Source organism: Streptomyces globisporus C-1027, assembly GCF_000261345.2.
Lineage (GTDB): Bacteria > Actinomycetota > Actinomycetes > Streptomycetales > Streptomycetaceae > Streptomyces > Streptomyces pakalii.
Genome location: NZ_CP013738.1, coordinates 4,857,436 through 4,879,832, shown reverse-complemented (window position 1 = coordinate 4,879,832; position 22,397 = coordinate 4,857,436). Strand labels below are relative to the sequence as shown.

Below are 22,397 nucleotides of genomic sequence, written 5' to 3'. Positions count from 1 at the left end.
CGACTACGGCACCAGAGGCCGTCCGGAAAGGCCGAGGAAGAAGTCCCGGACGTCCCCGGCCAGCAGCTCCGGCACCTCCATCGCGGCGAAGTGACCGCCCCGGTCGAACTCCGACCAGTGTCTGATGTCGTACAGCCGCTCGGCCAGCGGCCGCACCGACCGCGTGATGTCGTGGGCGAACACCGCCACGCCGAGCGGCACCGGACACGGCTCGCTCCGCCGCGTCGACTCCCGGTGCAGCCGCGCCGAGGAGGCCGCGGTGGCGGTCAGCCAGTACAGCGATACGTCGGTGAGCAGACGATCGTCGTCGACCGGCGTACGCGGATCCGTCCACCGGTCGAAACGCTCGGCGATCCAGGCCAGTTGGCCGACGGGCGAGTCGGTCAGCGCGTAGCCGAGGGTCTGCGGGGTGGTGGCCTGCAGGGCCTGGTACGGCGGCCGGTTCGCCATCAGCCGCCTGACCGTGTCCAGCCGGGCCCGGTCCTCCTCGGACAGGTCGACCCCGGCATCCGGATCCGGCCGGGTCGGCAGGTAGTTGACGTGCACCCCGACCACCCGTTCCGGGGCCACCGCACCGAGCGCCGTAGAGATGCCCGAGCCGAAGTCGCCGCCCTGCGCACCGTATCGCTCGTATCCGAGCCGGCGCATCAGCTCGGCCCAGGCCCGCGCGACCCGGCCGACGTCCCAGCCGCGCTCGTGGGTCGGCCCGGAGAAGCCGTAGCCCGGGATCGACGGGACCACCAGGTGGAAGTCGCGCGCCAGCGGCTCGACCACGTCGAGGAACTCCAGGAAGGACCCGGGCCAGCCGTGGGTGAGGATCAGCGCGAGCGCGTCCGGCTTCGGCGAACGGACGTGGACGAAGTGCACGTTCTGGCCGTCGATCTCGGTGGTGAAGTGGGCCAGTTCGTTGAGCGCGGCCTCGTGCTTCCGCCAGTCGTATCCGGTGCTCCAGTGGTCGGCCAGCTCCTTCAGCCGGGCGAGCGGGAAACCGTAGTCCCACCCGGCACCGGCGATCTCGTCGGGCCAGCGGGTGCGGGAGAGCCGGTCGTTCAGGTCGTCGAGGTCGGCCTGGGGGATGTCGATGCGGAACGGCTTGATCATGGTGGCGGCCTTCCATATCGTTGGTGACGCCAACGTTGGCTCGACCCACCATACGCCTGATCGTGGGTAAGGCCAACGACTTGTTAGATTGCGTTCCGTGGACATCGAAGAGGAGGCGCCGCCGCAGCGGCTGCGCGCACTGCCGAGCAGGCTGACCAACCAGGCGGCCCTGGTCGCCAACCGGATCGTGGACCGGGCGCTCACCGAAGCCGGCGTCCGGCGCTACCACTACGCGTTGCTCGCCGCGTCGGAGGAGTACGGCCCGTCCAGCCAGGCCGCCCTGGGCCGCCGTACCGGCATCGACCGCAGCGACATGGTGGCGACCGTCAACGACCTGGCCGAGCGGCGACTCCTCGACCGGGCGCCCGACCCGCAGGACCGCCGCCGCAACATCATCAGCATCACCGCGGCGGGCCGCCGGGAACTCACCCACCTCGACGAGCTGCTCGCCGCCGCCCAGGAGGAGTTCCTCGCCCCACTGCGCGCGGCCGACCGGCGGACCCTGGCCGACCTCCTGACCCGCCTCGTGGACCACCACCGCGGCGAGCATGGCTGAACAACGCCGGGCCGACGTCCCCGACACGGTGAGCCTGAGGTCACGCAGGGGCGGAGCCGCGCCGCAGCGTGAACCAGAAGGTGGGGACCGGGTTCGTCCCGGGGGTCACGTCGGCCAGTTCCCACCCGGTGGACCTGGCGCGGAGTTCGTCCGTCGTCACACCGGACCACGCGTCGTCGAACGCCCCGGGCCCGTACCCGAACATCAGCAAGCGCGCACCGGGCGCGGCACGCCGGGTGAGGCCGGCCGCGTAGGCGTCACGTCGGTGCGGCGGGATCCCGCAGTAGCAGCTCAGGTCGAAGAACAGGTCGTACGGGCGAATCCAGTGCTTTCCGCTGCTCCCCGAGAATGCGCAACTGGTGATGATCCTTGAAGTACGCATGGGCCTTCAGATTGAGCGTCGCGAGAGGCAGATCGTGGGTCAGCGAGCTGACATCCGTGTCCAGAACAACAGGTTGCGTGCCGGCGGCTCAGGCGACGTCGCGTCGGCGCTCGGAATGGATGAAGGCCACGAACTCCTCGAGCTCCTCGTCCGACGCGAAGGTGTCGGCAGTCAGGTCGTCAAGAGAAGTGATCGGCTTCGCGCCCTTCGCGGCCAGGAGTTCTTCGACCGTCCGGCGCGGGCGGGTCGGCGGGTGAACCGGCTGCTCGGAATCCGCAGAACTCATGGCATACACCTCTCCGCAGCTGACGGTCACGACCCGTCCGAGCCCATGATGAAGCTGGGCAGCATCGGCAGGCCTCCTCCAGGCATCCACCTGATTCATCCGTACGGGCATCACTGGCTTCCTCCTCCTTGGATTCACGCGCCGATCAGGCAGCGCTCGTCGGCGTACGCCCGGGCATCGCGGCACTCCCGGCAGCACCCCGGCACCGACGACCGGAACGCCCGGTCGCAGTCGTCGCAGTTCTGGAGCGGGACGACGGGCACGGCGGCGGGCAGGGGCGGCGGGAGCAGCGCGGCGAGCCGGTGTCGCAGCAGTTTGGCCGGGTGCCGGAGGGGAACGGGCGGGTCATCGGTGAGCGCCGCCCGTACGGCATCCGGCCGCGCCCCGCGCTCCAGCCAGGCGGCGACCCCGGGAACGAGCCCGCGCGCGTCCTCCTCGGAGAGGAGGAACAGGGGCGCAGCCCTGGGGAGCCCGGCGAGCAGATCGGCGGCCGCCGCGTACAGGGCCTCGGTGGGCTGCTGCGGGGCGGGCAGCGGCAGGCGTGGCTTGCGGGGAGCGGTGGGCGTCGGCACGAGGCGGGGACCGGGCACGGGCGCAGGCACCGGATCCGGTACGGATACGCGTACGGGCTCGGGCTCGGGCGCAGGTACCCGTACGGGCTCCGGCTCCGGTACGCGTACGGGCTCAGCAGCAGTCACAGGTTCAGCCGCAACCGCAGGCAGAACCTCAGGCTCAGGAACAGCCTCAGGAACCGGCGCAGCCACACGCTCCCGCATCCGCCCCCGGGCCGCCGCCTGCGGGCGGTTGTACGACTCCGTCCGCGTGGCCAGCTTCCCGCCCCCGACCCGCTCCCGGATGCGGCGCAGGAACCCGTGCTGCTCCAACTCCCGCAGCGCGGCGGCGATACGGGCCTCGCTCTCCGGGAAGACCGCGGCGAGCGCCTTGATGCCGACGCGCCAGCCGTCGGGCAGCGACTGGATGTGGGTGCCGAGGCCGATCGCCAGCAGGGACAGACCTCGGTGCTGGGAGAGCCGGTTGGAGATGATCGTGTAGCCATCGGTGAGCCGTACGTTGATGTGTACGACACCGGCGGACGGGGCGCGCGGGGGCGCGCTAACCTGCTGGGTATCCATCGGGAAGCGTCTTCTTCCTTGGTGGTGAGGCCTTCGGTCGGGATGCCAGTCCCGGCCGGGGGCCGTCTCATGTCTGATGTGGTGGTCAGCGTGAGCATATGCCCGCCAACAGGTCATAAATCCAGCCCGGTTGGCACACTTCACCCATGTGAGTGATCGCGCCTCGCCCAAGCTGACCGGGACCCGCAGAGGTCCACTCGGGGGGTTGGGTTGGGTTATTTCTCCCGTGATCAAAGACGGGTACTGAAAAGCTTTTACGTCGTGGGTCACCACGTCGCGGTGGACCGCGACCCGGTGACCCACGATCCCGGCCCCTCCTCCGCCGCCCCACCGGATCGCGGCTGTCACGACCCGGTGAGCGCGACCTCGGCCCAGACGGTCGAGCTGCGCTGGTATCCCCAGGACGCGTGAGCCGGGGAGGGGCCGGGCGGCAGCCCGCTGCGGCCCGGCCTTCTCGCTGCTGCACGGGCCACCTGTGAACCTTTCCGGCCGCTGCGGACAACAGGGGGTGACCGACACACCGACCGACGCACCCTGGAGGCGCAGTGACCGGACCACCTCCGGCCCGCCCGGGCACCTCGGGCGACGGCGGGGACGACGGCAGGGACGACGCCGACGTCATCGCCCAGTCCCTCGACGAGCCCGAACTGTTCGCCGGGCTCTACGACCGGCACGCCCCGGACATCCACCGCTACGCCGCCCGCCGCCTCGGGGAGGGCGCGGCGGACGACATCACGGCGGAGACGTTCCTCATCGCGTTCCGCACCCGGGACCGCTACGACACGGCCCACCGGCTGGCCCGGCCCTGGCTGTACGGGATCGCGGCCAACCTCATCGGCAAGCACCGCCGTACCGAAGTACGCGCGCTGAAGGCGCTGGCCCGGACCGGGCACGACCCGGTCGCCGCGTCGTGGAGCGACCGCTCCGACGACCGGATCGCCGTCCAGGCCCCGCTCGCCGGGGCGCTGGCCGCGCTGTCCCCCGGTGACCGGCACGTCCTGCTGCTGGTCGCCTGGGCGGACCTCGGCTACCAGGAGGTGGCCGAGGCGCTGCGGATCCCGCTGGGCACGGTCAGGTCCCGCCTGAACCGGGCCCGCCGCAAGGTCCGCGAGGCGCTGAGCACCGACCCCGCGTTCGCCTCCGCCCTCGACGCATCGCCCGCCTCGGCCGGACAGGAGCTGAGCCCGACATGGACGAAATGACCCGGCTACGGGAGCTGCGCGCCGACGCCCCCGTGCCCGACCGCGCCGCCCTCGCCCCCGGCCGCAAGCGGCTGACCGACGCCATCGAGGGCAGGGGCCGCCGCACGTTCCGGCTGCGGGCCGACTGGCGGATCACCTCGCTCGGCGCGGTGGTGGCGATCACCGCGGCGGCGCTCTTCGCCACCCAGATCGTCGACACCTCGGACCCCCGGCAGTCGGGCCCGGCGACGGTGGCGGGCGACCTGGACCTGTCCAGCCCGGCCGCCGCCCTGGGGCGGGCCGCCGACTTCCTGGAGCGGCAGGAGGTCCCTCCCGAGCCCAGGGCGGACCAGTGGATCTATCTCCGGGAGGAGGACCCGTACCAGGAGAAGCAGTGGAAGGAGATGCCTGCCGAGGTCCGGAAGAAGACGGACTGGTCCTACCTCCCGGACTCCTGGATCCCCTACGACGACAAGGCCGCGGAGAACGACGCGTCCGACACCGACTATCAGACCGCCCGCGCGTCCTACCGGATCGCCGCCGGTCTGCCGGAGGCCCCGGAGGCGCTCCTCGCGAAACTGCGGAAGGTCTTCCCCACCGGCGACGGGTCGAACGGACCTCGCGAGGCGAAGGACGAGCACAGCTTCCGCGCCCTGACCGTCCTGCTGGAGTCCTACCCGCTCCCACCGGACGCCCTGGCCCGCATGTACCGCGCGATGGCCACGATCGAGGGCGTCGGCGTGACCGACCACCTGATCCGGGACGCCTCCGGCCGCCAGGTCATCGCCGTGACGCGTGCGTACGACCGGAACACGCGGCGCGAGATCCTCATCGACCCGGTCGACTACAGCTACGCGGGTGACCGCGAGGTCGTCACCCGAACCCACGAGGTCACCGGCCCCGAGGGCACCATCCCGATCGAGCACAAGCGCGGCGACATCCTGCGCGAGGTCGCGAGAACCAAGGCGGCCGTGGTCGACGCCAAGGGCCAGAAGCCCTGACCGTACGGCTCGAAGAGAGTCCGGGCGTGGGCCCGGTGTCCGCCGCAGGGGAGCGGACACCGGGCCCACGGCCTTTCCGGCCCCCAGCGGCCGCCGGGCGACCCCGCCACCCACGTGACCGACCCCACCCCCCACTCCGTTAAAACTCCCGCAACAATGAAGGGTGATCACTTCGCCCGCACGGAGCCCCCAGCGCCGCACCGAGCATGCGCCGACCCCGTACGTCGACCTCTCGCGCGACGAGTGGAGCGCGCTGCGGGACAAGACGCCGCTGCCGCTGACCGCCGACGAGGTGGAGCGGCTGCGGGGGCTCGGGGACGTCATCGACCTGGACGAGGTGCGGGACGTCTATCTGCCGCTCTCCCGGCTGCTCAACCTGTACGTCCAGGCCACCTCCGGGCTGCGCGGCGCGCTGAACACCTTCCTCGGGGACGCCGGGAACGGGCACGGGGCGCAGCGCGGGACCCCGTTCGTCATAGGGGTCGCGGGCAGTGTCGCCGTCGGCAAGTCCACCAGCGCCCGTATCCTCCAGGCGCTGCTGGCCCGCTGGCCCGAGCACCCGAGGGTCGAGCTGGTGACCACGGACGGGTTCCTGCTGCCGATGAAGGAGCTCCAGGCGCGCGGGCTGACCTCGCGCAAAGGGTTCCCGGAGTCGTACGACCGGCGGGCGCTGACGCGGTTCGTCGCGGACATCAAGGCGGGCAAGGACGAGGTGACCGCACCCGTCTACTCGCACCTGATCTACGACATCGTCCCCGGCGAGCGGCTCACCGTGCGCCGCCCCGACATCCTCATCGTCGAAGGCCTCAACGTCCTCCAGCCCGCCCTGCCCGGCAGCGACGGCCGGACGAGGGTCGGGCTCGCCGACTACTTCGACTTCAGCGTGTACGTCGACGCGCGCGCCGAGGACATCGAGACCTGGTACCTGAACCGTTTCCGCAAGCTGCGCGCCACGGCGTTCCAGGACCCGTCCTCGTACTTCCGCAAGTACACCCAGGTCTCCGAGGAGGAGGCGCTGGACTACGCGCGCACCATGTGGCGGACCATCAACAAGCCGAATCTGCTGGAGAACGTGGCCCCGACGCGCGGCCGTGCCACCCTGGTGCTCCGCAAGGGCCCGGACCACAAGGTCCAGAAGCTGTCCCTGCGCAAGCTCTGACTCCTCAGCCCGGGAGGGCCCGCCGCGTGCTGCACCTGCGACTGATCGTGCCCGCCGACACCACCGACGAGGTGGTCACGCTGCTGGAGACCACCGTCGGCACCGCCCACCTCGTGGTCCTGCCGGGCGCCGCCCGCTCCCCCGCCGGCGACGTGGTGATGTGCGACGTGGCGCGCGAGGCCGGCGACGGGCTGATCCGGGATCTGCGGGGCCTCGGTCTGGAGAAGTCCGGGTCGATCACCATGGAGAACATGGAGCTGACCCTGTCCGACCATGCGGACCGGGCGGAGGACGAAGCCCCGGGCGACGGCGCCGACGCCGTCCTGTGGGAGGAGCTGACGGAGGCGACGCACGAGGAGTCGACGTTCTCCGTCACCTACGTCTCCTTCCTCGCCCTCGCCACGATGCTCGCCGCCTGCGGTGTGATGCTCGACAACGCGGTGCTGATCGTGGGCGCGATGGCGGTCGGCCCGGAGTTCGGCCCGCTGGCCGGGATCTCCACCGCCATCGTGCAGCGCGCCCCGCGCCTGGTGGTCCGCTCGCTGTGGGCGCTGATCGGCGGCTTCGCGCTCGCGATGATCCTCACGGCCGGGTTCGCCTGGCTGATGGACGCGTTCGGCCTGTTCACCCACGACATGATCGACAAGCCCCGCCCGAACACCGGATTCATCTGGCACCCGGACTGGATGTCGTTCGTCGTGGCCTTCCTGGCCGGCATCGCCGGGACGCTCTCCCTCACCTCGGCGAAGTCCGGGGCCCTGATCGGCGTGGCGATCTCCGTGACGACGGTCCCGGCCGCCGCCAACGCGGCCGTCGCGTTCAGCTACTCCGACTACCAGCAGACGGTCGGCTCGGGTCAGCAGCTCCTCGCCAACCTCGGCGGGATCGTCCTGGCGGGGACGCTGACGCTGCTGCTCCAGAAGGGCCTGTGGAAGATCCGGCGTCAGCAGAAGCCCCCGGCGAGCACGCCGGGGGCTTCGGTGGGGGCGTGACGGGGCGGGCGCCTCGGTGACGGCCATGACGTCGGGCGGCCCCGCGCAGCCGGTGCGAACCGGGTGCGGGCGGTGTAGAGAGGAGACATGCCGCAGCGCCCCGAAGGACCCGGCCGTCGGCGGGGGCTGATCGCCATCCCGATCCTGTGGATCGTCGCGGTGACGGTGGTCGACGTGTCCGCGCCGCCCGACATCCACCTCGGCCCGCTGCTCGTGGCCGCCCCGGCGATCACCCCGTTGTTCGGCGGACCGAGGGCCGTGGGCGTGGTCGCCGCGCTGGCGGTGGTGGCGCAGACCCTCATCGGGGTGATCCGCGATCCCGCGGACCTGCTGTCGGCCAACCACGAGGCGCAGATCATCGCCCTGCTGCTGGTCGGCGTGAGTCTGGTGGTCTTCTGCGTCGTGCGGGAGCGCCGCGCGAAGGAGCTGTCGCAGGTCCGCCATGTGTCCGAAGCCGCCCAGCGCGTAGTCCTGCCCCCGCTGCCCGGGAGGCTCGGGCCCCTGCGGGCCTCCGCTCTCTACCTCGCCGCGGAGGCCGAGGCCCGCATCGGCGGGGACCTGTACGCGGCGGCGCGCACCGCCTCCGGCACCCGGCTGATGGTCGGCGACGTCCGGGGCAAGGGGCTGACCGCGGTCAACGACGCCGCCCTGCTGCTCGGAGCCTTTCGTGTCGCCGCCCACCGCGAGGCGGGCCTGGGCGAACTGGTCGCCCACCTCGACCGCAGCGTGGGCTGGGACCCCATGGAACCGGGCGGGACGGGCCGCATCGGAGAAACGTTCATCACGGCCACCGTCATGGACATCCCCGACCAGAACGGCCCGGTCCGGATGATCTCCTGCGGACACCCGCCGCCCATCGTCCTGCGCGACGGCCGCCCGACGACGATGCACGTCGGGCACCCGGCGCCCCCGCTGGGCCTGGGCGACCTGGCACACCCCCGCTACGAGGTCGACAGCTTCCCGTTCGAACCGGGGGACCTTCTGCTGCTGTACACGGACGGGGTCACCGAGGCACGCGACGCCACCGGCGCCTTCTACCCGCTCATCGATCGCGTCACGGGATGGAGCGAGCGCGATCCCGACGCCTTCCTCCACCGCCTGCGGAGCGACCTGCTGCACTACGTCGGCGGACAGCTGAACGACGACGCCGCCATGGTCGCCGTGGAACGCCCCGCCCTGCCGCGAGCCTGAGCCCACGACTCTGCCCCGGGGCCGTGCCCGCCGTACGCGTACGGCCACTCAAGCCGGTACGCGTACGGCTCGGGGCAGGGGCCGGGGCCTCAGCCCAGCGCGGACTTCACCACATCGGCCAGCCGGCCCGCGACGGCGCGCGCCTGCTCGATGTCGGCGGCCTCGACCATGACCCGCACCAGCGGCTCCGTACCCGACTGGCGCAGCAGCACGCGCCCGCTCTCGCCGAGCTCGGCCTCCGCCTCGGTGACCGCGGCGGCCAGCTCGGCCGAGGTGTTCACCCGGGTCTTGTCGACGTCGGGGACGTTGACGAGGACCTGGGGCAGGCGCTGCATGACCCCGGCCAGCTCGGTGAGGCTCCGGCCGGTGGCGGCGACGCGGGCCGCCAGCATCAGGCCGGTCAGCGTGCCGTCGCCGGTCGTGGCGTGGTCCAGGACGATGACGTGCCCGGACTGCTCGCCGCCCAGCGCGAAGCCCTCGGCCTTCATCGACTCCAGGACGTACCGGTCGCCGACCGCCGTCTGGACGAGCTGGATGCCCTCGCGCTCCATGGCCAGCTTGAAGCCGAGGTTCGACATGACGGTGCCGACCACGGTGTCCTTGCGCAGCTGCCCGGCCTCCCGCATGGCGAGGGCCAGCACGGCGAGGATCTGGTCGCCGTCGACCTCCTCGCCCGCCCCGTCCACGGCCAGGCAGCGGTCGGCGTCGCCGTCGTGCGCGATGCCGAGGTCGGCCCCGTGCTCGACGACGGCGGCGCGCAGCAGCTCCAGATGGGTGGAGCCGCAGCCGTCGTTGATGTTGAGGCCGTCCGGGTCGGCCCCGATGGTGACGACCTCGGCGCCGGCCCGGGCGAACGCGGCGGGCGAGACCCGGGCGGCGGCGCCGTGCGCCTCGTCCAGGACGACCTTCAGCCCGTCGAGCCGGTTGGGGAGGACACCGATGAGGTGGGCGACGTACCGGTCGAAGCCCTCCGCGTAATCACTCACCCGGCCGACGCCCGCGCCGGTCGGGCGGTCCCACGGCTCACCGGTGCGGTGCTGCTCGTAGACCGTCTCGATCCGGTCCTCCAGCTCGTCGGCGAGCTTGTGGCCGCCGCGCGCGAAGAACTTGATGCCGTTGTCGGGCATCGCGTTGTGGCTGGCGGAGAGCATCACGCCGAGGTCGGCGTCGAGCACGCCGGTGAGGTGCGCGACCGCGGGCGTCGGCAGCACGCCGACGCGCAGCACGTCCACCCCGGCGCTGGCCAGACCCGCCACGACGGCGGCCTCCAGGAACTCTCCGGATGCCCGCGGATCACGTCCGACCACGGCGGTCGGGCGATGGCCCGCGAAGGTGCCTGCCTCGGCGAGTACGTGCGCCGCCGCGACCGAGAGACCGAGCGCCAGCTCGGCCGTCAGGTCGGCGTTGGCGACACCCCGTACTCCATCCGTACCGAAGAGTCGTCCCACTGGTGTCCTCCGAAGTGCTCCGAAATCACAAACCACTACTGCACAGCAAACGAAACTGAGAAAACAAACGATGAAAGCGACGAAAAACCGCAAAAGGGCACGCCGGGTGGCATCGCTCAGGCCTGGTGCGTCCGGGCCGATGAACGTCTCATGCCGTTATACGCCCGCGAGCGTCGATAAACGAACGCCCCGGCAAGCACGGAGTGTGCCGCCGGGGCGAACGTGACAGTCGAGCAGGCGATATTTAGCGCTTGCTGTACTGCGGGGCCTTACGGGCCTTCTTGAGACCGGCCTTCTTGCGCTCGACCGCACGGTCGTCGCGGGAGAGGAAGCCGGCCTTCTTCAGCGTGGCGCGGTTGTTGTCCACGTCCGCCTCGTTCAGCGCGCGGGCCACGCCGAGGCGCAGGGCGCCGGCCTGACCGGAGACGCCGCCACCCGAGATGCGGGCGATGACGTCGTAGCGGCCGTCGAGCTCGAGCACCTTGAAGGGCTCGTTGACTTCCTGCTGGTGCACCTTGTTGGGGAAGTAGTCCTCAAGGGTGCGACCGTTGATCTTCCACTTGCCGGTGCCCGGAACGATCCGGACGCGGGCGATGGCGTTCTTGCGACGGCCCAGGCCGGCGGCGGGCTGGGGGTCACCGAAGCGGCCCGCGAGGGACTCGCTGGTGTACTCGCCCTCGACGGGAACCTCGGACTCGAAGGTGGTCACCTCGGCGAAGGTCTCCTCGCCCTCGGTGCCCTCGACGGGGTTCTCAACAGTGGTCTCGGCCACGATTCTCCTCAGATCTTTCTGTACGTCTTAGGGGGTGGCCGGAACTACTGCGCGACCTGGGTGATCTCGAACGGGACCGGCTGCTGAGCAGCGTGCGGGTGCTGGTCGCCCGCGTAGACCTTGAGCTTCGAGAGCACCTGACGGCCCAGGGTGTTCTTGGGGATCATGCCCTTGATGGCCTTCTCGACGGCCTTCTCGGGGTTCTTCGCCAGCAGCTCGTCGTAGCGCACCGAACGGAGACCGCCCGGGAAGCCCGAGTGGCGGTACGCCATCTTCTGGGTCTTCTTGTTGCCGGACAGGTGCACCTTGTCGGCGTTGATGATGATGACGAAGTCGCCCATGTCCATGTGGGGGGCGTAGATCGCCTTGTGCTTACCCCGGAGGAGGTTCGCAGCCGTGGTGGCGAGACGGCCCAGGACAATGTCCTGAGCGTCGATGATGTGCCACTGGCGAGTGACATCGCCGGGCTTGGGGCTGTACGTACGCACTTCGTAGCCTTCGCTTCTTAGTGGATGAGGTCCAGACAACACATGGCACCCCTGAAGCGATCATGCAGCTGGGGCTCACAGCGCCGGGACGATGCCCGTATGCGAGCCACTGGTAACTGCTCCAGAGAACCTACGTAGGGGCCCTGAGCGCCACGGGGGCGCGGCCGATACGCATAACAAAGAGGAAGCCTACCGTCGACCCCCCACAGGGGTCAAAACGCCCCCGTGCCACCCATCCGGCCCCGCCGCACCCATCCCCCGCGCGAGGCAACCTTTCCACCTCCGCCGCACCCACCCCCGCGCGAGGCAACCTTCCCAGCTCCGCCGCACCCTTCCAGCCTCGCCGGCGCTTGAGGCGATCTTTTCAGCCCCACCGCGCCCACTCCGTACGAGGCAGCCTTCTGAGCCCTGCCGCACCCACCCAGCCCCGCCGGCGCTTGAGGCGAGCCTTTCAGCCCCGCCGGCGCCTGAGGCGCGAGGGCCCGGGGGCAGCGCCCCCGCAACGGCGCCGCACGGCACCTCAACGCGACCGTTCAACCCTCCGCTCGTCCCACACCGGCTCCGCCGTCTCCCGCACCACCCCGTCCGACCCGAACACCAGATACCGGTCGAAGGACTTCGCGAACCACCGGTCATGCGTCACGGCCATCACCGTCCCGTCGTACACCTCCAGCCCGTCCTGCAGCGCCTCCGCCGACTCCAGGTCCAGGTTGTCCGTCGGCTCGTCCAGCAGCAGCGCGGTCGTCCCCGCCAGCTCCAGCAGCAGGATCTGGAACCGTGCCTGCTGTCCACCCGAAAGCCGCTCGAAGTCCTGGTCCCCCTGCCGCTCCAGCTCGTACCGCCGCAGCACCGACATCGCCCCGCCCCGGTCCTTGGCGTGCTCGGACCAGAGGATGTCCACCAGCGTCTTCCCCAGCAGCTCCGGATGCGCGTGCGTCTGCGCGAAGTGCCCGGGCACCACCCGCGCCCCGAGCTTCCACTCCCCCGTGTGGGCCACCGGCTCCCCCGCCAGCAGCCGCAGGAAGTGCGACTTGCCGGACCCGTTGGAGCCGAGGACCGCGACGCGCTCCCCGTAGAAGATCTCCAGGTCGAACGGTTTCATCAGCCCGGTCAGCTCCAGGCCCTTGCAGGTGACCGCCCGCACCCCGGTACGCCCGCCGCGCAGCCGCATCGTGATGTCCTGCTCGCGCGGCGGCTCCGGCGGCGGCCCGGCCTCCTCGAACTTCTTGAAGCGGGTCTGCATCGCGTGGTAGCGGTTCGCCATGTCCGGGCTGTTCGCCGCCTGCTGGCGCATCCGCAGGACGAGCGCCTTCAGCCGGGCGTGCTCCTCCTGCCAGCGCCGCAGCAGCTCCTCGAACCGCGCGAACCGCTCCTTGCGCGCGTCGTGGTAGGTCGCGAAGCCGCCACCGTGCACCCACACGTCGCTGCCCGCCGGACTCGGCTCGACGCTGACGATCTTCTCGGCGGCCCGGGACAGCAGCTCCCGGTCGTGGGAGACGAAGAGGACCGTCTTACGGGTCTCCTTCAGCTTCTCCTCCAGCCACCGCTTCCCCGGCACGTCCAGATAGTTGTCCGGCTCGTCCAGGAGCAGGACCTCGTCGGGCCCGCGCAGCAGCGCCTCCAGCACCAGCCGCTTCTGCTCGCCGCCGCTGAGCGTGCGCACCTCGCGCCACTGCGCCTTGTCGTACGGAACGCCCAGCGCGGCCGTCGTGCACATGTCCCAGACCGTCTCGGCCTCGTACCCGCGCGCCTCCGCCCAGTCGCTCAGCGCCTGCGCGTACGCCATCTGGGCGGCCTCGTCGTCGACGGTGAGGATGCGTTCCTCGGCCGCGTCGACGGCCTTCGCGGCCTCCCTGATCCGGGGCTGGGCCACGGACACCAGCAGGTCCCGGACCGTCCGCTCGTCCCGCACCGAGCCCACGAACTGCGGCATCACGCCGAGCCCGCCGCTCACCGACACCGTGCCGCCGTGCGGCTGGAGCTCACCGGCGAGGAGGCGCAGCAAGGTCGTCTTGCCCGCCCCGTTCGCCCCGACGAGCGCGACGACGGCTCCGTCGGCCACCCGGAACGAGGCGTCGCCGAGCAGCACCCGCCCGTCCGGAAGGTAGTACTCAAGGTGGCCCGCTTCGAGATGTCCCATACCGAGCATTGTCACGGTCCGCGAACTCCAGGCCCAACCGGTTTACCTCACCCCCTAAACTGCGCGCATGAGCTTTGGGCAAGGGGGGGCCTCCTGGGGGCCCGGGGGCGACGGGACACCGGACTGGGCGGCGCTGGCGGATCAGTCCGCGGCGCGGGCCCGCCGGAAGAGACTGCTGATGATCGGCGGCGGGGCGCTGGCCACCGTCGCGATCGGCGCGATCGTGACGACGGCCGTGGTCACATCGAACGGCGGCGACACCGGCAAGGGCGACAAGAACGCCAGCCAACTCCCCGCCCCCGCCGACCTCCCCGAGGACACCTCGGCGCCCCAGCCCTCGTTCTCCTCGGTCGCACCGCCGCCCCCGCCGGACCCCAAGGACTTCATATCCAGCGCCGACAAGGACAAGGCGCCGGTCACCGTCGACGGGTTCTTCCCCGGCAAGAAGCTCACCATGGGCGACCGCGTCCACCTCAAGGGCGCGACGAGCAGCTCCGCGAAGTGCGCGACCGGCACCCAGGGCGCCCTCGGCTCCGTCCTCACCAACAACGGCTGCAAGCAGCTCATCCGGGCCACCTACCGTAAGGACGGGGTGGCCGTCACGGTCGGCGTCGCCGTCTTCGACACGGAGGCCCGCGCGAAGAAGGCCGTCGACCAGGCCTCGGGCGGCCTCGCCTCGCTCAGCGGCGGCGGAGTCAACACGTTCTGCCGGGGCGGCACGGTCTGCCTGCGCACGTCCAACTCCTACGGGCGTTACGCCTACTTCACCATCGGCGGCTTCCTCAACGGCAAGCGGGTCACCACCGCCGACGAGAACGTCTACGCGGTCAACAAGGATCTGACGAACTTCACCTTCCGTCAGATCCACCGCCGGGGCCAGATCCAGGCCTCGCAGGCTGTGGCCGACCCCAACGGCTGACCCGAAGCCCGGGGTCGGGAATCAGCAGCAGCCCGCCCCCGGCAACGTCCGTACGTTCCGGGCCTCTTCGGCCCGCGCCGCAAGCAAGTCGTCCGCCGGGTACGCCACTTCCTCCAGCGTCAGCCCGTGCGGTCGCACCACGTGCACCCCGGGGTCGCGCACCTTCGCGGCGAGCACCTCGGCGGGCCAGGAGGCGGGCCGCCGCCCGTCGCCGACGAACAGTGCGGCCCCGATCAGCGCCCGCACCATGTTGTGGCAGAACGCGTCCGCTTGCACGGTCGCGGTGAGGACACCGGACTCCGCGTCCCGTACCCAACTCAGCTGCTGGAGCGTACGGATGGTCGTCGCACCCTCGCGCTTCTTGCAGTACGCGGCGAAGTCGTGCTCGCCGACCATCAGTGCGGCCGCCTCGTTCATCGCGTCCAGGTCCAACGGCCGGTCGTGCCACAGCACATGACCACGCGTCAGCGGGTCGACCCCGCCGGGCCGGTCGCCGACGCGGTAGGCGTACCGCCGCCACAGCGCGGAGAAGCGGGCGTTGAACCCCGCCGGGGCGGGGGCGGCACGCCAGATACGCACGTCGAGCGGCAACCGCCCCGCAAGCCGCCGCAGCAGCTTCTCTTCATGCTCGCCCCAGACGGCCTCCGGCAGATCCACATGGGCCACCTGGCCGCGCGCGTGCACGCCGGCGTCCGTGCGGCCCGCCACCGTCAGGTCGTACGTCACCGACGAGCGGGTCACGGTCCGCAGCGCGTCCTCGATCTCGCCCTGCACCGTGCGCCGGCTGGTCTGCTTCGCCCAGCCGGAGAAGTCCCTGCCGTCGTAGGACAGGTCCAGTCGTACCCGCACGAAACCGGGCTCGGCCTGGTCACTCACCGCGTCTCCCTCTCCACACCCTGGTCAGCGAAACGGGCCCGCACCGCCCCGAAGGGTGATGCGGGCCCGTCCCGTGGTCGCTAGAACGCTCAGGCGTCCTTGGACTCGGCGTCGTCGGCCGGCTTGGCGTCCTCGACGGACTCGGCCGCGGGGGCCTCGTCCTTCTTGGCCGCGTCTTCCTTGACAGCACGCTTCGTGGCGGCCTCGGCCTCACCGGTGGCCTGCTGGGCCACGGTCAGCGCCTCGACCAGCTCGATGACCGCCATCGGGGCGTTGTCGCCACGGCGGTTGCCGATCTTGGTGATACGGGTGTAACCACCGGGGCGGTTCTCGTACCGGGGAGCGATCTCGGTGAAGAGCGTGTGGACGACGCTCTTGTCCGTGATCGTCTGGAGCACCAGGCGACGGTTGTGGATGTCGCCCTTCTTCGCCTTGGTGACGAGGCGCTCGGCGACGGGGCGCAGGCGGCGAGCCTTGGCCTCGGTCGTCGTGATGCGGCCGTGCTCGAACAGCGACTTCGCCAGGTTGGCGAGGAGCAGACGCTCGTGCGCGGCGCTGCCGCCCAGACGGGCACCCTTGGCGGGACGCGGCATGGTGATTCTCCTTGTGTGCTGCACCGGCCGTATCAGGTACCGGTGTCAGTTCCCGCGAGGCGGTCGCCTCACGGAAGTCATAGCTGCCGGACAAAATCAAACCCGTCCGGCGATTGAGGACAAAGCCTCAGCCCCGGCACGGGGGCACCCTCAAATCCGGGCACCCCCAGCCGGGAGGCAACTCAGTACTGCTCGGTCTCCACGAACCCGGCGTCCGCGTCGTCGTCGGCGCCGAAGGCGTCCGCCGCAGCCGTCGGGTCGAAGCCGGGAGGAGAGTCCTTCAGCGCCAGGCCCATACCGGCCAGCTTCGCCTTGACCTCGTCGATCGACTTCGCACCGAAGTTGCGGATGTCGAGCAGGTCCGCCTCGGAACGGGCCACGAGCTCACCCACGGAGTGGATGCCCTCGCGCTTGAGGCAGTTGTACGAACGGACCGTGAGCTCCAGCTCCTCGATCGGCAGAGCCAGATCGGCGGCGAGAGCGGCGTCCGTCGGGGACGGGCCCATGTCGATGCCCTCGGCGTCGATGTTGAGCTCGCGCGCCAGACCGAACAGCTCGACCAGGGTCTTACCGGCCGACGCCATGGCGTCACGGGGACGCATGGCCTGCTTGGTCTCGACGTCGACGATCAGCTTGTCGAAGTCGGTGCGCTGCTCGACACGGGTCGCCTCGACCTTGTACGTGACCTTGAGCACCGGCGAGTAGATGGAGTCGACCGGGATACGGCCGATCTCCTGGCCGACCTGCTTGTTCTGGACGGCGGAGACGTAGCCGCGACCGCGCTCGACGGTCAGCTCCATCTCCAGCTTGCCCTTGCCGTTGAGCGTGGCGAGAACGAGGTCGGGGTTGTGCACCTCGACACCGGCCGGGGGCGCGATGTCGGCGGCGGTGACCAGACCCGGGCCCTGCTTGCGCAGGTACATCACGACGGGCTCGTCGTGCTCCGAGGAGACGACCAGCTGCTTGATGTTGAGGATGAGGTCGGTGACGTCCTCCTTGACGCCCGGCACGGTGGTGAACTCGTGCAGGACACCGTCGATCCGGATGCTGGTGACAGCGGCACCGGGGATCGAGGAGAGGAGCGTACGGCGGAGGGAGTTGCCGAGGGTGTAACCGAAGCCCGGCTCCAGCGGCTCGATCACGAACCGGGAGCGGAACTCGTCGACGACCTCTTCGGTCAGCGACGGACGCTGAGCGATAAGCATGCGGTGATCCTTCAGTCGTGGGCACCCACTATTTGATGCCCGACAGATGTAACAAGGGTACGGGCGGTACGCCCCGTAAGAGGTGTACCGCCCGGACCCGGCGCTACTGACGCACGGCCGTCACCGGCCGTAGCGGGTCAGACGCGACGACGCTTCGGCGGACGGCAGCCGTTGTGCGGCGTCGGGGTGACGTCCTGGATCGAACCGACCTCCAGGCCGGTGGCCTGGAGCGAGCGGATCGCGGTCTCACGGCCGGAGCCGGGACCCTTGACGAAGACGTCGACCTTGCGCATGCCGTGCTCCTGCGCGCGGCGGGCGGCCGACTCGGCGGCCATCTGCGCGGCGAAGGGGGTGGACTTGCGCGAGCCCTTGAAGCCGACGTGGCCGGCGGAGGCCCAGGAGATCACGTTGCCCGAGGGGTCCGTGATCGAGACGATGGTGTTGTTGAACGTGCTCTTGATGTGCGCGTGGCCGTGAGCGACGTTCTTCTTTTCCTTGCGACGCACCTTCTTGGCTGCGCCCTGACGACCCTTGGGGGGCATGTCTTGACTCCAGATGGAGAGGGGAGGTGATCGGTCCTACAGCGAAGACCGCTGGTTGCTGCGGGAACCGGAAGAACCGGAGGTCCGCAGTGCGTCCGCTGAGGACTACTTCTTGCCCGGCTTCTTCTTACCGGCGATGGCGCGACGCGGGCCCTTGCGGGTACGCGCGTTCGTGCTGGTGCGCTGACCGTGGACGGGCAGGCCACGACGGTGGCGGATGCCCTGGTAGCAGCCGATCTCGACCTTGCGGCGGATGTTCGCCTGGACCTCGCGGCGGAGGTCACCCTCGGTGCGGAGGTTGGCGTCCACGTGCTCGCGGATCTTGACGAGGTCTTCCTCGGCCAGGTCGCGAACGCGGGTGTTCGGGTTCACGCCGGTGGCGGCGAGGATCTCCTTGGACCGGGTGCGCCCGATACCGAAGACGTAGGTGAGGGCAACCTCCACGCGCTTTTCGCGCGGGATGTCAACACCTGAAACGCGTGCCATTCAATGGCTCCAGTTGTTAGATCGGGGGTCTTCCGCAGTTCCACTCCCGACCGCCGACCGCTCACGAGGAGCAGTGGTACGTCCGGGTCCCCGGCCCCCGCCGGAGGTGTCGTCAGCCGTGGCTTGGACGGGTACTGCGTATGTACGTATTACGTGCGTCGCGCGAAGAACTGCGAGATGCAGGCGGTCGTGCGTCAGCCCTGGCGCTGCTTGTGGCGCAGGTTGTCGCAGATGACCATGACCCGACCGTGACGGCGGATCACCTTGCACTTGTCGCAGATCTTCTTGACGCTCGGCTTGACCTTCATGGGATGTCAGGTTCTCCGGGTCAGTGCCATCACCCGCCGAAACGGGGTGCCGGCAAGATCTACTTGTAGCGGTAGACGATCCGGCCACGCGTCAGGTCGTACGGAGAGAGCTCCACCACAACCCGGTCATCGGGGAGGATACGGATGTAGTGCATCCGCATCTTGCCGCTGATGTGCGCCAGGACCTTGTGACCGTTCTGGAGCTCCACCTTGAACATTGCGTTCGGGAGGGACTCGATCACGGTGCCCTCAATCTCGATGGCACCTTGCTTCTTGGCCACGCTTCGCCTTTCGAATCGGCTACCTTGATCGGCTCCCGCGATCCCGCGCCTGTCATGCGATTGCATGTGGACACACGGATGCACCAGAGCCGACGAGTCAGTCTACGTCAGCGGACCCCAAAAGACGAATCCGTCAAGTTTGCCCAGCCGGGGTGATCCTTAGACCTACCGGAAGGGTCGCATCACCCGAGAGGGTCGGGCGCGGCCGTGATCCCGTACTCCGCGAGCTTCGCCTTGCCGCAGTCCGGCGCGGTCAGGACCAGCGGGCCCTGCTCGGTCAGCGCGATGGAGTGCTCCCAGTGCGAGGACCAGGTGCCGTCCGTCGTGATGACCGTCCAGTCATCGGCGAGGGTCTCCGTCCGCGCCGTGCCGAGCGAGACCATGGGCTCGATCGCCAGGCAGACGCCGGGGACCAGCTTGATCCCCTTGCCGCGCTTGCGGGAGACGTAGTTCAGCAGATGCGGGTCCATGTGCATCTCGGTGCCGATGCCGTGGCCGCCGAAGTCCTCGATGATCCCGTACTTCCCGGTCGCCGGGCGGGGCTGGCGGCGGATGTAGGTCTCGATGGCCCGGGAGACGTCGACGAGCCGGTTGTTCACCTTCATCGCGGCGATCCCGGCCCACATCGACTCCTCGGTCACCCGGGAGAGCTCGACCAGCTCCGGAGCGTGACCGGTGCCCACGAAGGCGGTGTAGGCCGCGTCACCGTGCCATCCGTCCACGATCGCGCCGGCGTCGATCGAGATGATGTCGCCGTCCTTCAGGACCGTCTCCTCGTCCGGGATGCCGTGGACGACGACCTCGTTGACCGAGGTGCAGATGGTCGCGGGGAACCCGCCGTACCCGAGGAAGTTCGACTTCGCGCCGTGGTCGGCGATCACCTTGCGGGCGACCTGGTCCAGGTCGTGCGTTGTGGCCCCGGGAACGGCCGCCTCACGGGTGGCGGCGTGAATGGCAGCGACCACCAGGCCCGCCTCGCGCATCTTCGCGATCTGCTCGGGGGTCTTGATCTGCACCATTGCTCGGCGCCTCTCTGCATCGACGGTGACGGGTACGGCTCGGCGTGTTCAACGATACGGGGGCAAGCAGTCGGCCGCGGCGCCCAGAGGCGCCGCGGCCGGCTTGCACAGCGGGTGGTACGGGGTGACGCTCAGCCCTCGTTCGCGGGCTTCAGCGCCTCCATGGCGCGGGCGGTCACGTCCGCGACCTTGCCGAGCGCGGAGATGGTCACCACCAGGCCCTGGGCCCGGTAGTAGTCGATGATCGGCTCGGTCTGCGTGTGGTAGACCTCCAGCCGGGTACGGACCGTCTCCTCGCTGTCGTCGTCCCGCTGGTACAGCTCGCCGCCGCAGGCGTCGCAGACGCCCTCGGTCTTCGGCGGGTTGTACGTCAGGTGGAAAACGTGCGCGCTGTTGTTGCGGCAGACGCGGCGACCCGCGATCCGCTTCACGACCTCGTCCTCGGGGACCTCCAGGTCGAGAACCGCGTCGAGCTTCACGCCCTCGTCCTTGAGCATCACGTCAAGGGCTTCGGCCTGGCCCACGTTCCGCGGGAAGCCGTCCAGCAGGAAGCCGTTCACGGCGTCCGCCTGGGCCATGCGGTCCTTGGCCATCCCGATGGTGACTTCGTCCGGCACCAGCTGGCCGGCGTCCATGAAGGCGCGTGCCTGCTTGCCAAGGTCGGTGCCCTGGCTGATGTTGGCGCGGAAGAGGTCGCCCGTGGCGATGTGCGGAATCGACAGGTTGTCGGCAAGGTACGCAGCCTGCGTTCCCTTGCCGGCACCCGGAGGCCCGACGAGGACGATGCGCATCAGCGGAGGAACCCTTCGTAATTGCGCTGCTGGAGCTGACTCTCGATCTGCTTCACGGTTTCCAGACCCACACCCACGATGATGAGGATGCTCGTCCCGCCGAACGGGAAGTTCGCGTTCGCACCGCCGAAGCCCGCCAACGCCATCGTCGGCACAAGAGCGATCAGGGCCAGGTACAGCGAGCCTGGCCAAGTGATCCGGTTGAGCACGTAGCTCAGGTATTCGGCAGTAGGACGACCTGCGCGGATACCCGGGATGAAGCCACCATACTTCTTCATGTTGTCGGCGACCTCGTCGGGGTTGAACGAGATGGCCACATAGAAGAAGGCGAAGAAGACGATCAGCAGGAAGTACGCCACCATGTAGATCGGCTCGTTCTGCTGCACGAAGTTGTCCGTGATCCAGGTCGCCCAGCCCGCGTTGGAGCCGGAGAACTGGACGATCAGCGCCGGGATGTAGAGCAGCGACGAGGCGAAGATGACGGGAATCACACCCGCCTGGTTCACCTTGAGCGGGATGTACGTGGACGTACCGCCGTAGGAACGGCGACCGATCATGCGCTTCGCGTACTGCACCGGGATGCGGCGCTGGGCCTGCTCGACGAAGACGACGAGGCCGACCATCACGAAGCCGATGAGGATGACGGTAGCGAACTCGATCCAGCCGTCGGCCAGCTTGCCGCTCTCCTTGATGGACCACAGGGCGCCGGGGAACGTGGCGGCGATCGAGATGAACATCAGGATCGACATGCCGTTGCCGATGCCGCGGTCCGTGATCAGCTCACCGAGCCACATGACGGCGGCCGTACCGGCGGTCATCGTGACGACCATGATGACCGTGGTGAAGACCGACTTGTCCGCGACGATCTGGTCGCCCACGGAACAGTTCTGGAAGAGCGCGCCGCTGCGGGCGGTGGCGACGAGGCCGGTGCCCTGGAGGACGGCCAGCGCGACCGTCAGATAACGCGTGTACTGCGTGATCTTCGCCGTGCCGGACTGCCCCTCCTTCTTCAGGGCTTCCAGGCGCGGGATCACGACGGTCAGCAGCTGCAGAATGATGCTCGCCGTGATGTACGGCATGATGCCGAGCGCGAAGATGGTGATCTGCAGAAGGGCGCCACCGCTGAACATCTGCATCAGACCGAGGAGACCACCCGAGTCCGCCTGGTCGATGCACTGCTGCACCTTCGTGTAGTCGACGCCGGGAGCCGGGATGTGCGCCCCGAGCCGATAGATCACGATCATGCCGAGCGTGAAGAGCAGCTTCTTGCGCAGGTCGGGCGTCTTGAACGCTCGGGCGAACGCGGTGAACACGGTGCCTCCTGCGACCCCCGCGCTGTGCGTCAGAGGCGACGGGTCTGGATGGGATCGGATACAGGGCAGCCCTACATCGTAAGGAGGCCACAAAAGATTAACGGCGCTACCCTACCCGGCTCGGGACTGAGCAGGAAACACGCGCCGCACACCGGTGCACGGCCCGCCTCCCGGCCCGCGTCGCGAAAGACCGGCCAAGCCACACCATTTGGGACGTGAACGCCCCTGCGCTCC

Annotated in this window: 26 protein-coding genes; 8 read left to right on the top strand and 18 right to left on the bottom strand. The window is 69.7% G+C overall.

The window, feature by feature from the left end:
• Nucleotides 1–3: 3 nt before the first annotated feature.
• Nucleotides 4–1,101 carry an epoxide hydrolase family protein gene (locus tag WQO_RS21585; RefSeq protein WP_010058752.1) on the bottom strand — a complete coding sequence of 366 codons (1,098 nt, stop codon included), beginning with the start codon at nucleotides 1,099–1,101 and terminating at the stop codon, nucleotides 4–6.
• 97 nt (nucleotides 1,102–1,198) lie between these two features.
• Here WQO_RS21585 and WQO_RS21580 point away from each other — a divergent pair, with 97 nt between their 5' ends.
• The gene (locus WQO_RS21580) at nucleotides 1,199–1,657 is read left to right on the top strand and encodes a MarR family winged helix-turn-helix transcriptional regulator (protein ID WP_010058753.1); all 459 of its coding nucleotides are present in this window, start codon (nucleotides 1,199–1,201) and stop codon (nucleotides 1,655–1,657) included.
• 40 nt (nucleotides 1,658–1,697) lie between these two features.
• Here the strand turns inward: WQO_RS21580 and WQO_RS21575 are convergent, their stop codons facing one another.
• From WQO_RS21575 to WQO_RS21565, 3 genes are all read right to left on the bottom strand, one after another.
• The gene (locus tag WQO_RS21575) at nucleotides 1,698–2,039 is read right to left on the bottom strand and encodes a class I SAM-dependent methyltransferase (RefSeq protein ID WP_010058754.1); all 342 of its coding nucleotides are present in this window, start codon (nucleotides 2,037–2,039) and stop codon (nucleotides 1,698–1,700) included.
• A gap of 88 nt (nucleotides 2,040–2,127) precedes the next feature.
• On the bottom strand, nucleotides 2,128–2,325 hold the full coding sequence (locus WQO_RS21570) for a hypothetical protein (RefSeq protein ID WP_029182115.1): 198 nt from the start codon (nucleotides 2,323–2,325) through the stop codon (nucleotides 2,128–2,130).
• A 134-nt stretch (nucleotides 2,326–2,459) separates the two neighbouring features.
• Nucleotides 2,460–3,458 carry a hypothetical protein gene (locus tag WQO_RS21565; protein ID WP_010058759.1) on the bottom strand — a complete coding sequence of 333 codons (999 nt, stop codon included), beginning with the start codon at nucleotides 3,456–3,458 and terminating at the stop codon, nucleotides 2,460–2,462.
• Between the two features lie 261 nt (nucleotides 3,459–3,719).
• Between WQO_RS21565 and WQO_RS36155 the strand changes: the two genes are divergently transcribed.
• The 6 genes from WQO_RS36155 to WQO_RS21540 all read left to right on the top strand — a co-directional run bounded on the left by WQO_RS36155 (nucleotide 3,720) and on the right by WQO_RS21540 (nucleotide 8,982).
• Nucleotides 3,720–3,869 (top strand): hypothetical protein, encoded by a 150-nt coding sequence (locus WQO_RS36155; RefSeq protein WP_158514071.1) that lies wholly within the window; start codon nucleotides 3,720–3,722, stop codon nucleotides 3,867–3,869.
• Nucleotides 3,870–4,003: 134 nt separating this feature from the next.
• Nucleotides 4,004–4,660, top strand: coding sequence for an RNA polymerase sigma factor (locus WQO_RS21560; RefSeq protein ID WP_010058761.1), 657 nt, complete (start codon nucleotides 4,004–4,006; stop codon nucleotides 4,658–4,660).
• Nucleotides 4,648–5,640: a CU044_5270 family protein gene (locus WQO_RS21555; protein WP_029182116.1), complete on the top strand. Its 993-nt coding sequence runs from the start codon at nucleotides 4,648–4,650 to the stop codon at nucleotides 5,638–5,640. Before WQO_RS21560 ends, WQO_RS21555 begins: the two co-directional genes overlap by 13 nt.
• Before the next feature lie 163 nt (nucleotides 5,641–5,803).
• On the top strand, nucleotides 5,804–6,799 hold the full coding sequence (coaA, locus tag WQO_RS21550; RefSeq protein WP_010058763.1) for a type I pantothenate kinase: 996 nt from the start codon (nucleotides 5,804–5,806) through the stop codon (nucleotides 6,797–6,799).
• Nucleotides 6,800–6,825: 26 nt separating this feature from the next.
• The gene (locus tag WQO_RS21545) at nucleotides 6,826–7,791 is read left to right on the top strand and encodes a DUF389 domain-containing protein (RefSeq protein WP_010058764.1); all 966 of its coding nucleotides are present in this window, start codon (nucleotides 6,826–6,828) and stop codon (nucleotides 7,789–7,791) included.
• A gap of 87 nt (nucleotides 7,792–7,878) precedes the next feature.
• A complete protein-coding gene (locus WQO_RS21540; protein ID WP_010058765.1) occupies nucleotides 7,879–8,982 on the top strand; it encodes a PP2C family protein-serine/threonine phosphatase in 1,104 nt (367 codons plus the stop codon).
• Between the two features lie 89 nt (nucleotides 8,983–9,071).
• Here WQO_RS21540 and glmM read toward each other — a convergent pair whose 3' ends face one another.
• The 4 genes from glmM to WQO_RS21520 all read right to left on the bottom strand — a co-directional run bounded on the left by glmM (nucleotide 9,072) and on the right by WQO_RS21520 (nucleotide 13,830).
• A complete protein-coding gene (gene glmM / locus WQO_RS21535; RefSeq protein ID WP_010058766.1) occupies nucleotides 9,072–10,430 on the bottom strand; it encodes a phosphoglucosamine mutase in 1,359 nt (452 codons plus the stop codon).
• A 244-nt stretch (nucleotides 10,431–10,674) separates the two neighbouring features.
• On the bottom strand, nucleotides 10,675–11,202 hold the full coding sequence (rpsI, locus tag WQO_RS21530) for a 30S ribosomal protein S9 (RefSeq protein ID WP_010058767.1): 528 nt from the start codon (nucleotides 11,200–11,202) through the stop codon (nucleotides 10,675–10,677).
• Between the two features lie 44 nt (nucleotides 11,203–11,246).
• Nucleotides 11,247–11,690 carry a 50S ribosomal protein L13 gene (rplM, locus tag WQO_RS21525; protein ID WP_006126902.1) on the bottom strand — a complete coding sequence of 148 codons (444 nt, stop codon included), beginning with the start codon at nucleotides 11,688–11,690 and terminating at the stop codon, nucleotides 11,247–11,249.
• A 520-nt stretch (nucleotides 11,691–12,210) separates the two neighbouring features.
• Complete coding sequence (locus WQO_RS21520; RefSeq protein ID WP_010058768.1) at nucleotides 12,211–13,830, bottom strand: ABC-F family ATP-binding cassette domain-containing protein; 1,620 nt, start codon at nucleotides 13,828–13,830, stop codon at nucleotides 12,211–12,213.
• A 67-nt stretch (nucleotides 13,831–13,897) separates the two neighbouring features.
• Here WQO_RS21520 and WQO_RS21515 point away from each other — a divergent pair, with 67 nt between their 5' ends.
• On the top strand, nucleotides 13,898–14,749 hold the full coding sequence (locus tag WQO_RS21515) for a hypothetical protein (RefSeq protein WP_029182117.1): 852 nt from the start codon (nucleotides 13,898–13,900) through the stop codon (nucleotides 14,747–14,749).
• Between the two features lie 21 nt (nucleotides 14,750–14,770).
• On the opposite strand, the gene truA is transcribed toward WQO_RS21515, so the two are convergent.
• The 10 genes from truA to secY all read right to left on the bottom strand — a co-directional run bounded on the left by truA (nucleotide 14,771) and on the right by secY (nucleotide 22,163).
• On the bottom strand, nucleotides 14,771–15,625 hold the full coding sequence (gene truA, locus WQO_RS21510) for a tRNA pseudouridine(38-40) synthase TruA (RefSeq protein WP_010058772.1): 855 nt from the start codon (nucleotides 15,623–15,625) through the stop codon (nucleotides 14,771–14,773).
• An 89-nt stretch (nucleotides 15,626–15,714) separates the two neighbouring features.
• The gene (gene rplQ, locus WQO_RS21505; RefSeq protein ID WP_010058774.1) at nucleotides 15,715–16,218 is read right to left on the bottom strand and encodes a 50S ribosomal protein L17; all 504 of its coding nucleotides are present in this window, start codon (nucleotides 16,216–16,218) and stop codon (nucleotides 15,715–15,717) included.
• A 182-nt stretch (nucleotides 16,219–16,400) separates the two neighbouring features.
• Nucleotides 16,401–17,423: a DNA-directed RNA polymerase subunit alpha gene (locus WQO_RS21500; protein WP_003966937.1), complete on the bottom strand. Its 1,023-nt coding sequence runs from the start codon at nucleotides 17,421–17,423 to the stop codon at nucleotides 16,401–16,403.
• Between the two features lie 137 nt (nucleotides 17,424–17,560).
• The gene (rpsK, locus tag WQO_RS21495) at nucleotides 17,561–17,965 is read right to left on the bottom strand and encodes a 30S ribosomal protein S11 (RefSeq protein WP_003956432.1); all 405 of its coding nucleotides are present in this window, start codon (nucleotides 17,963–17,965) and stop codon (nucleotides 17,561–17,563) included.
• 105 nt (nucleotides 17,966–18,070) lie between these two features.
• Nucleotides 18,071–18,451: a 30S ribosomal protein S13 gene (gene rpsM / locus WQO_RS21490; protein ID WP_006126897.1), complete on the bottom strand. Its 381-nt coding sequence runs from the start codon at nucleotides 18,449–18,451 to the stop codon at nucleotides 18,071–18,073.
• 194 nt (nucleotides 18,452–18,645) lie between these two features.
• Nucleotides 18,646–18,759, bottom strand: a complete 114-nt coding sequence (gene rpmJ, locus WQO_RS21485) for a 50S ribosomal protein L36 (protein ID WP_003956441.1) — start codon at nucleotides 18,757–18,759, stop codon at nucleotides 18,646–18,648.
• A gap of 59 nt (nucleotides 18,760–18,818) precedes the next feature.
• Nucleotides 18,819–19,040, bottom strand: a complete 222-nt coding sequence (infA, locus tag WQO_RS21480) for a translation initiation factor IF-1 (RefSeq protein WP_003956442.1) — start codon at nucleotides 19,038–19,040, stop codon at nucleotides 18,819–18,821.
• A 182-nt stretch (nucleotides 19,041–19,222) separates the two neighbouring features.
• Nucleotides 19,223–20,059 (bottom strand): type I methionyl aminopeptidase, encoded by an 837-nt coding sequence (gene map / locus WQO_RS21475; protein ID WP_010058786.1) that lies wholly within the window; start codon nucleotides 20,057–20,059, stop codon nucleotides 19,223–19,225.
• Nucleotides 20,060–20,190: 131 nt separating this feature from the next.
• A complete protein-coding gene (locus tag WQO_RS21470) occupies nucleotides 20,191–20,850 on the bottom strand; it encodes an adenylate kinase (protein ID WP_010058787.1) in 660 nt (219 codons plus the stop codon).
• The gene (secY, locus tag WQO_RS21465; protein WP_010058788.1) at nucleotides 20,850–22,163 is read right to left on the bottom strand and encodes a preprotein translocase subunit SecY; all 1,314 of its coding nucleotides are present in this window, start codon (nucleotides 22,161–22,163) and stop codon (nucleotides 20,850–20,852) included. The genes WQO_RS21470 and secY overlap by 1 nt, the downstream gene beginning before the upstream one ends.
• Between the last annotated feature and the right edge of the window lie 234 nt (nucleotides 22,164–22,397).

Bases quoted from the DNA above. Each gene is read 5' to 3' on its own strand.
- WQO_RS21585 (WP_010058752.1), bottom strand. From the start codon at position 1,101: ATGATCAAGCCGTTCCGCATCGACATCCCCCAGGCCGACCTCGACGAC.
- WQO_RS21575 (WP_010058754.1), bottom strand. From the start codon at position 2,039: ATGCGTACTTCAAGGATCATCACCAGTTGCGCATTCTCGGGGAGCAGC.
- WQO_RS21570 (WP_029182115.1), bottom strand. From the start codon at position 2,325: ATGAGTTCTGCGGATTCCGAGCAGCCGGTTCACCCGCCGACCCGCCCG.
- WQO_RS21565 (WP_010058759.1), bottom strand. From the start codon at position 3,458: ATGGATACCCAGCAGGTTAGCGCGCCCCCGCGCGCCCCGTCCGCCGGT.
- WQO_RS21555 (WP_029182116.1), top strand. From the start codon at position 4,648: ATGGACGAAATGACCCGGCTACGGGAGCTGCGCGCCGACGCCCCCGTG.
- WQO_RS21540 (WP_010058765.1), top strand. From the start codon at position 7,879: ATGCCGCAGCGCCCCGAAGGACCCGGCCGTCGGCGGGGGCTGATCGCC.
- WQO_RS21520 (WP_010058768.1), bottom strand. From the start codon at position 13,830: ATGGGACATCTCGAAGCGGGCCACCTTGAGTACTACCTTCCGGACGGG.
- WQO_RS21515 (WP_029182117.1), top strand. From the start codon at position 13,898: ATGAGCTTTGGGCAAGGGGGGGCCTCCTGGGGGCCCGGGGGCGACGGG.
- rplQ (WP_010058774.1), bottom strand. From the start codon at position 16,218: ATGCCGCGTCCCGCCAAGGGTGCCCGTCTGGGCGGCAGCGCCGCGCAC.
- WQO_RS21500 (WP_003966937.1), bottom strand. From the start codon at position 17,423: ATGCTTATCGCTCAGCGTCCGTCGCTGACCGAAGAGGTCGTCGACGAG.
- rpsK (WP_003956432.1), bottom strand. From the start codon at position 17,965: ATGCCCCCCAAGGGTCGTCAGGGCGCAGCCAAGAAGGTGCGTCGCAAG.
- rpsM (WP_006126897.1), bottom strand. From the start codon at position 18,451: ATGGCACGCGTTTCAGGTGTTGACATCCCGCGCGAAAAGCGCGTGGAG.
- rpmJ (WP_003956441.1), bottom strand. From the start codon at position 18,759: ATGAAGGTCAAGCCGAGCGTCAAGAAGATCTGCGACAAGTGCAAGGTG.
- map (WP_010058786.1), bottom strand. From the start codon at position 20,059: ATGGTGCAGATCAAGACCCCCGAGCAGATCGCGAAGATGCGCGAGGCG.
- WQO_RS21470 (WP_010058787.1), bottom strand. From the start codon at position 20,850: ATGCGCATCGTCCTCGTCGGGCCTCCGGGTGCCGGCAAGGGAACGCAG.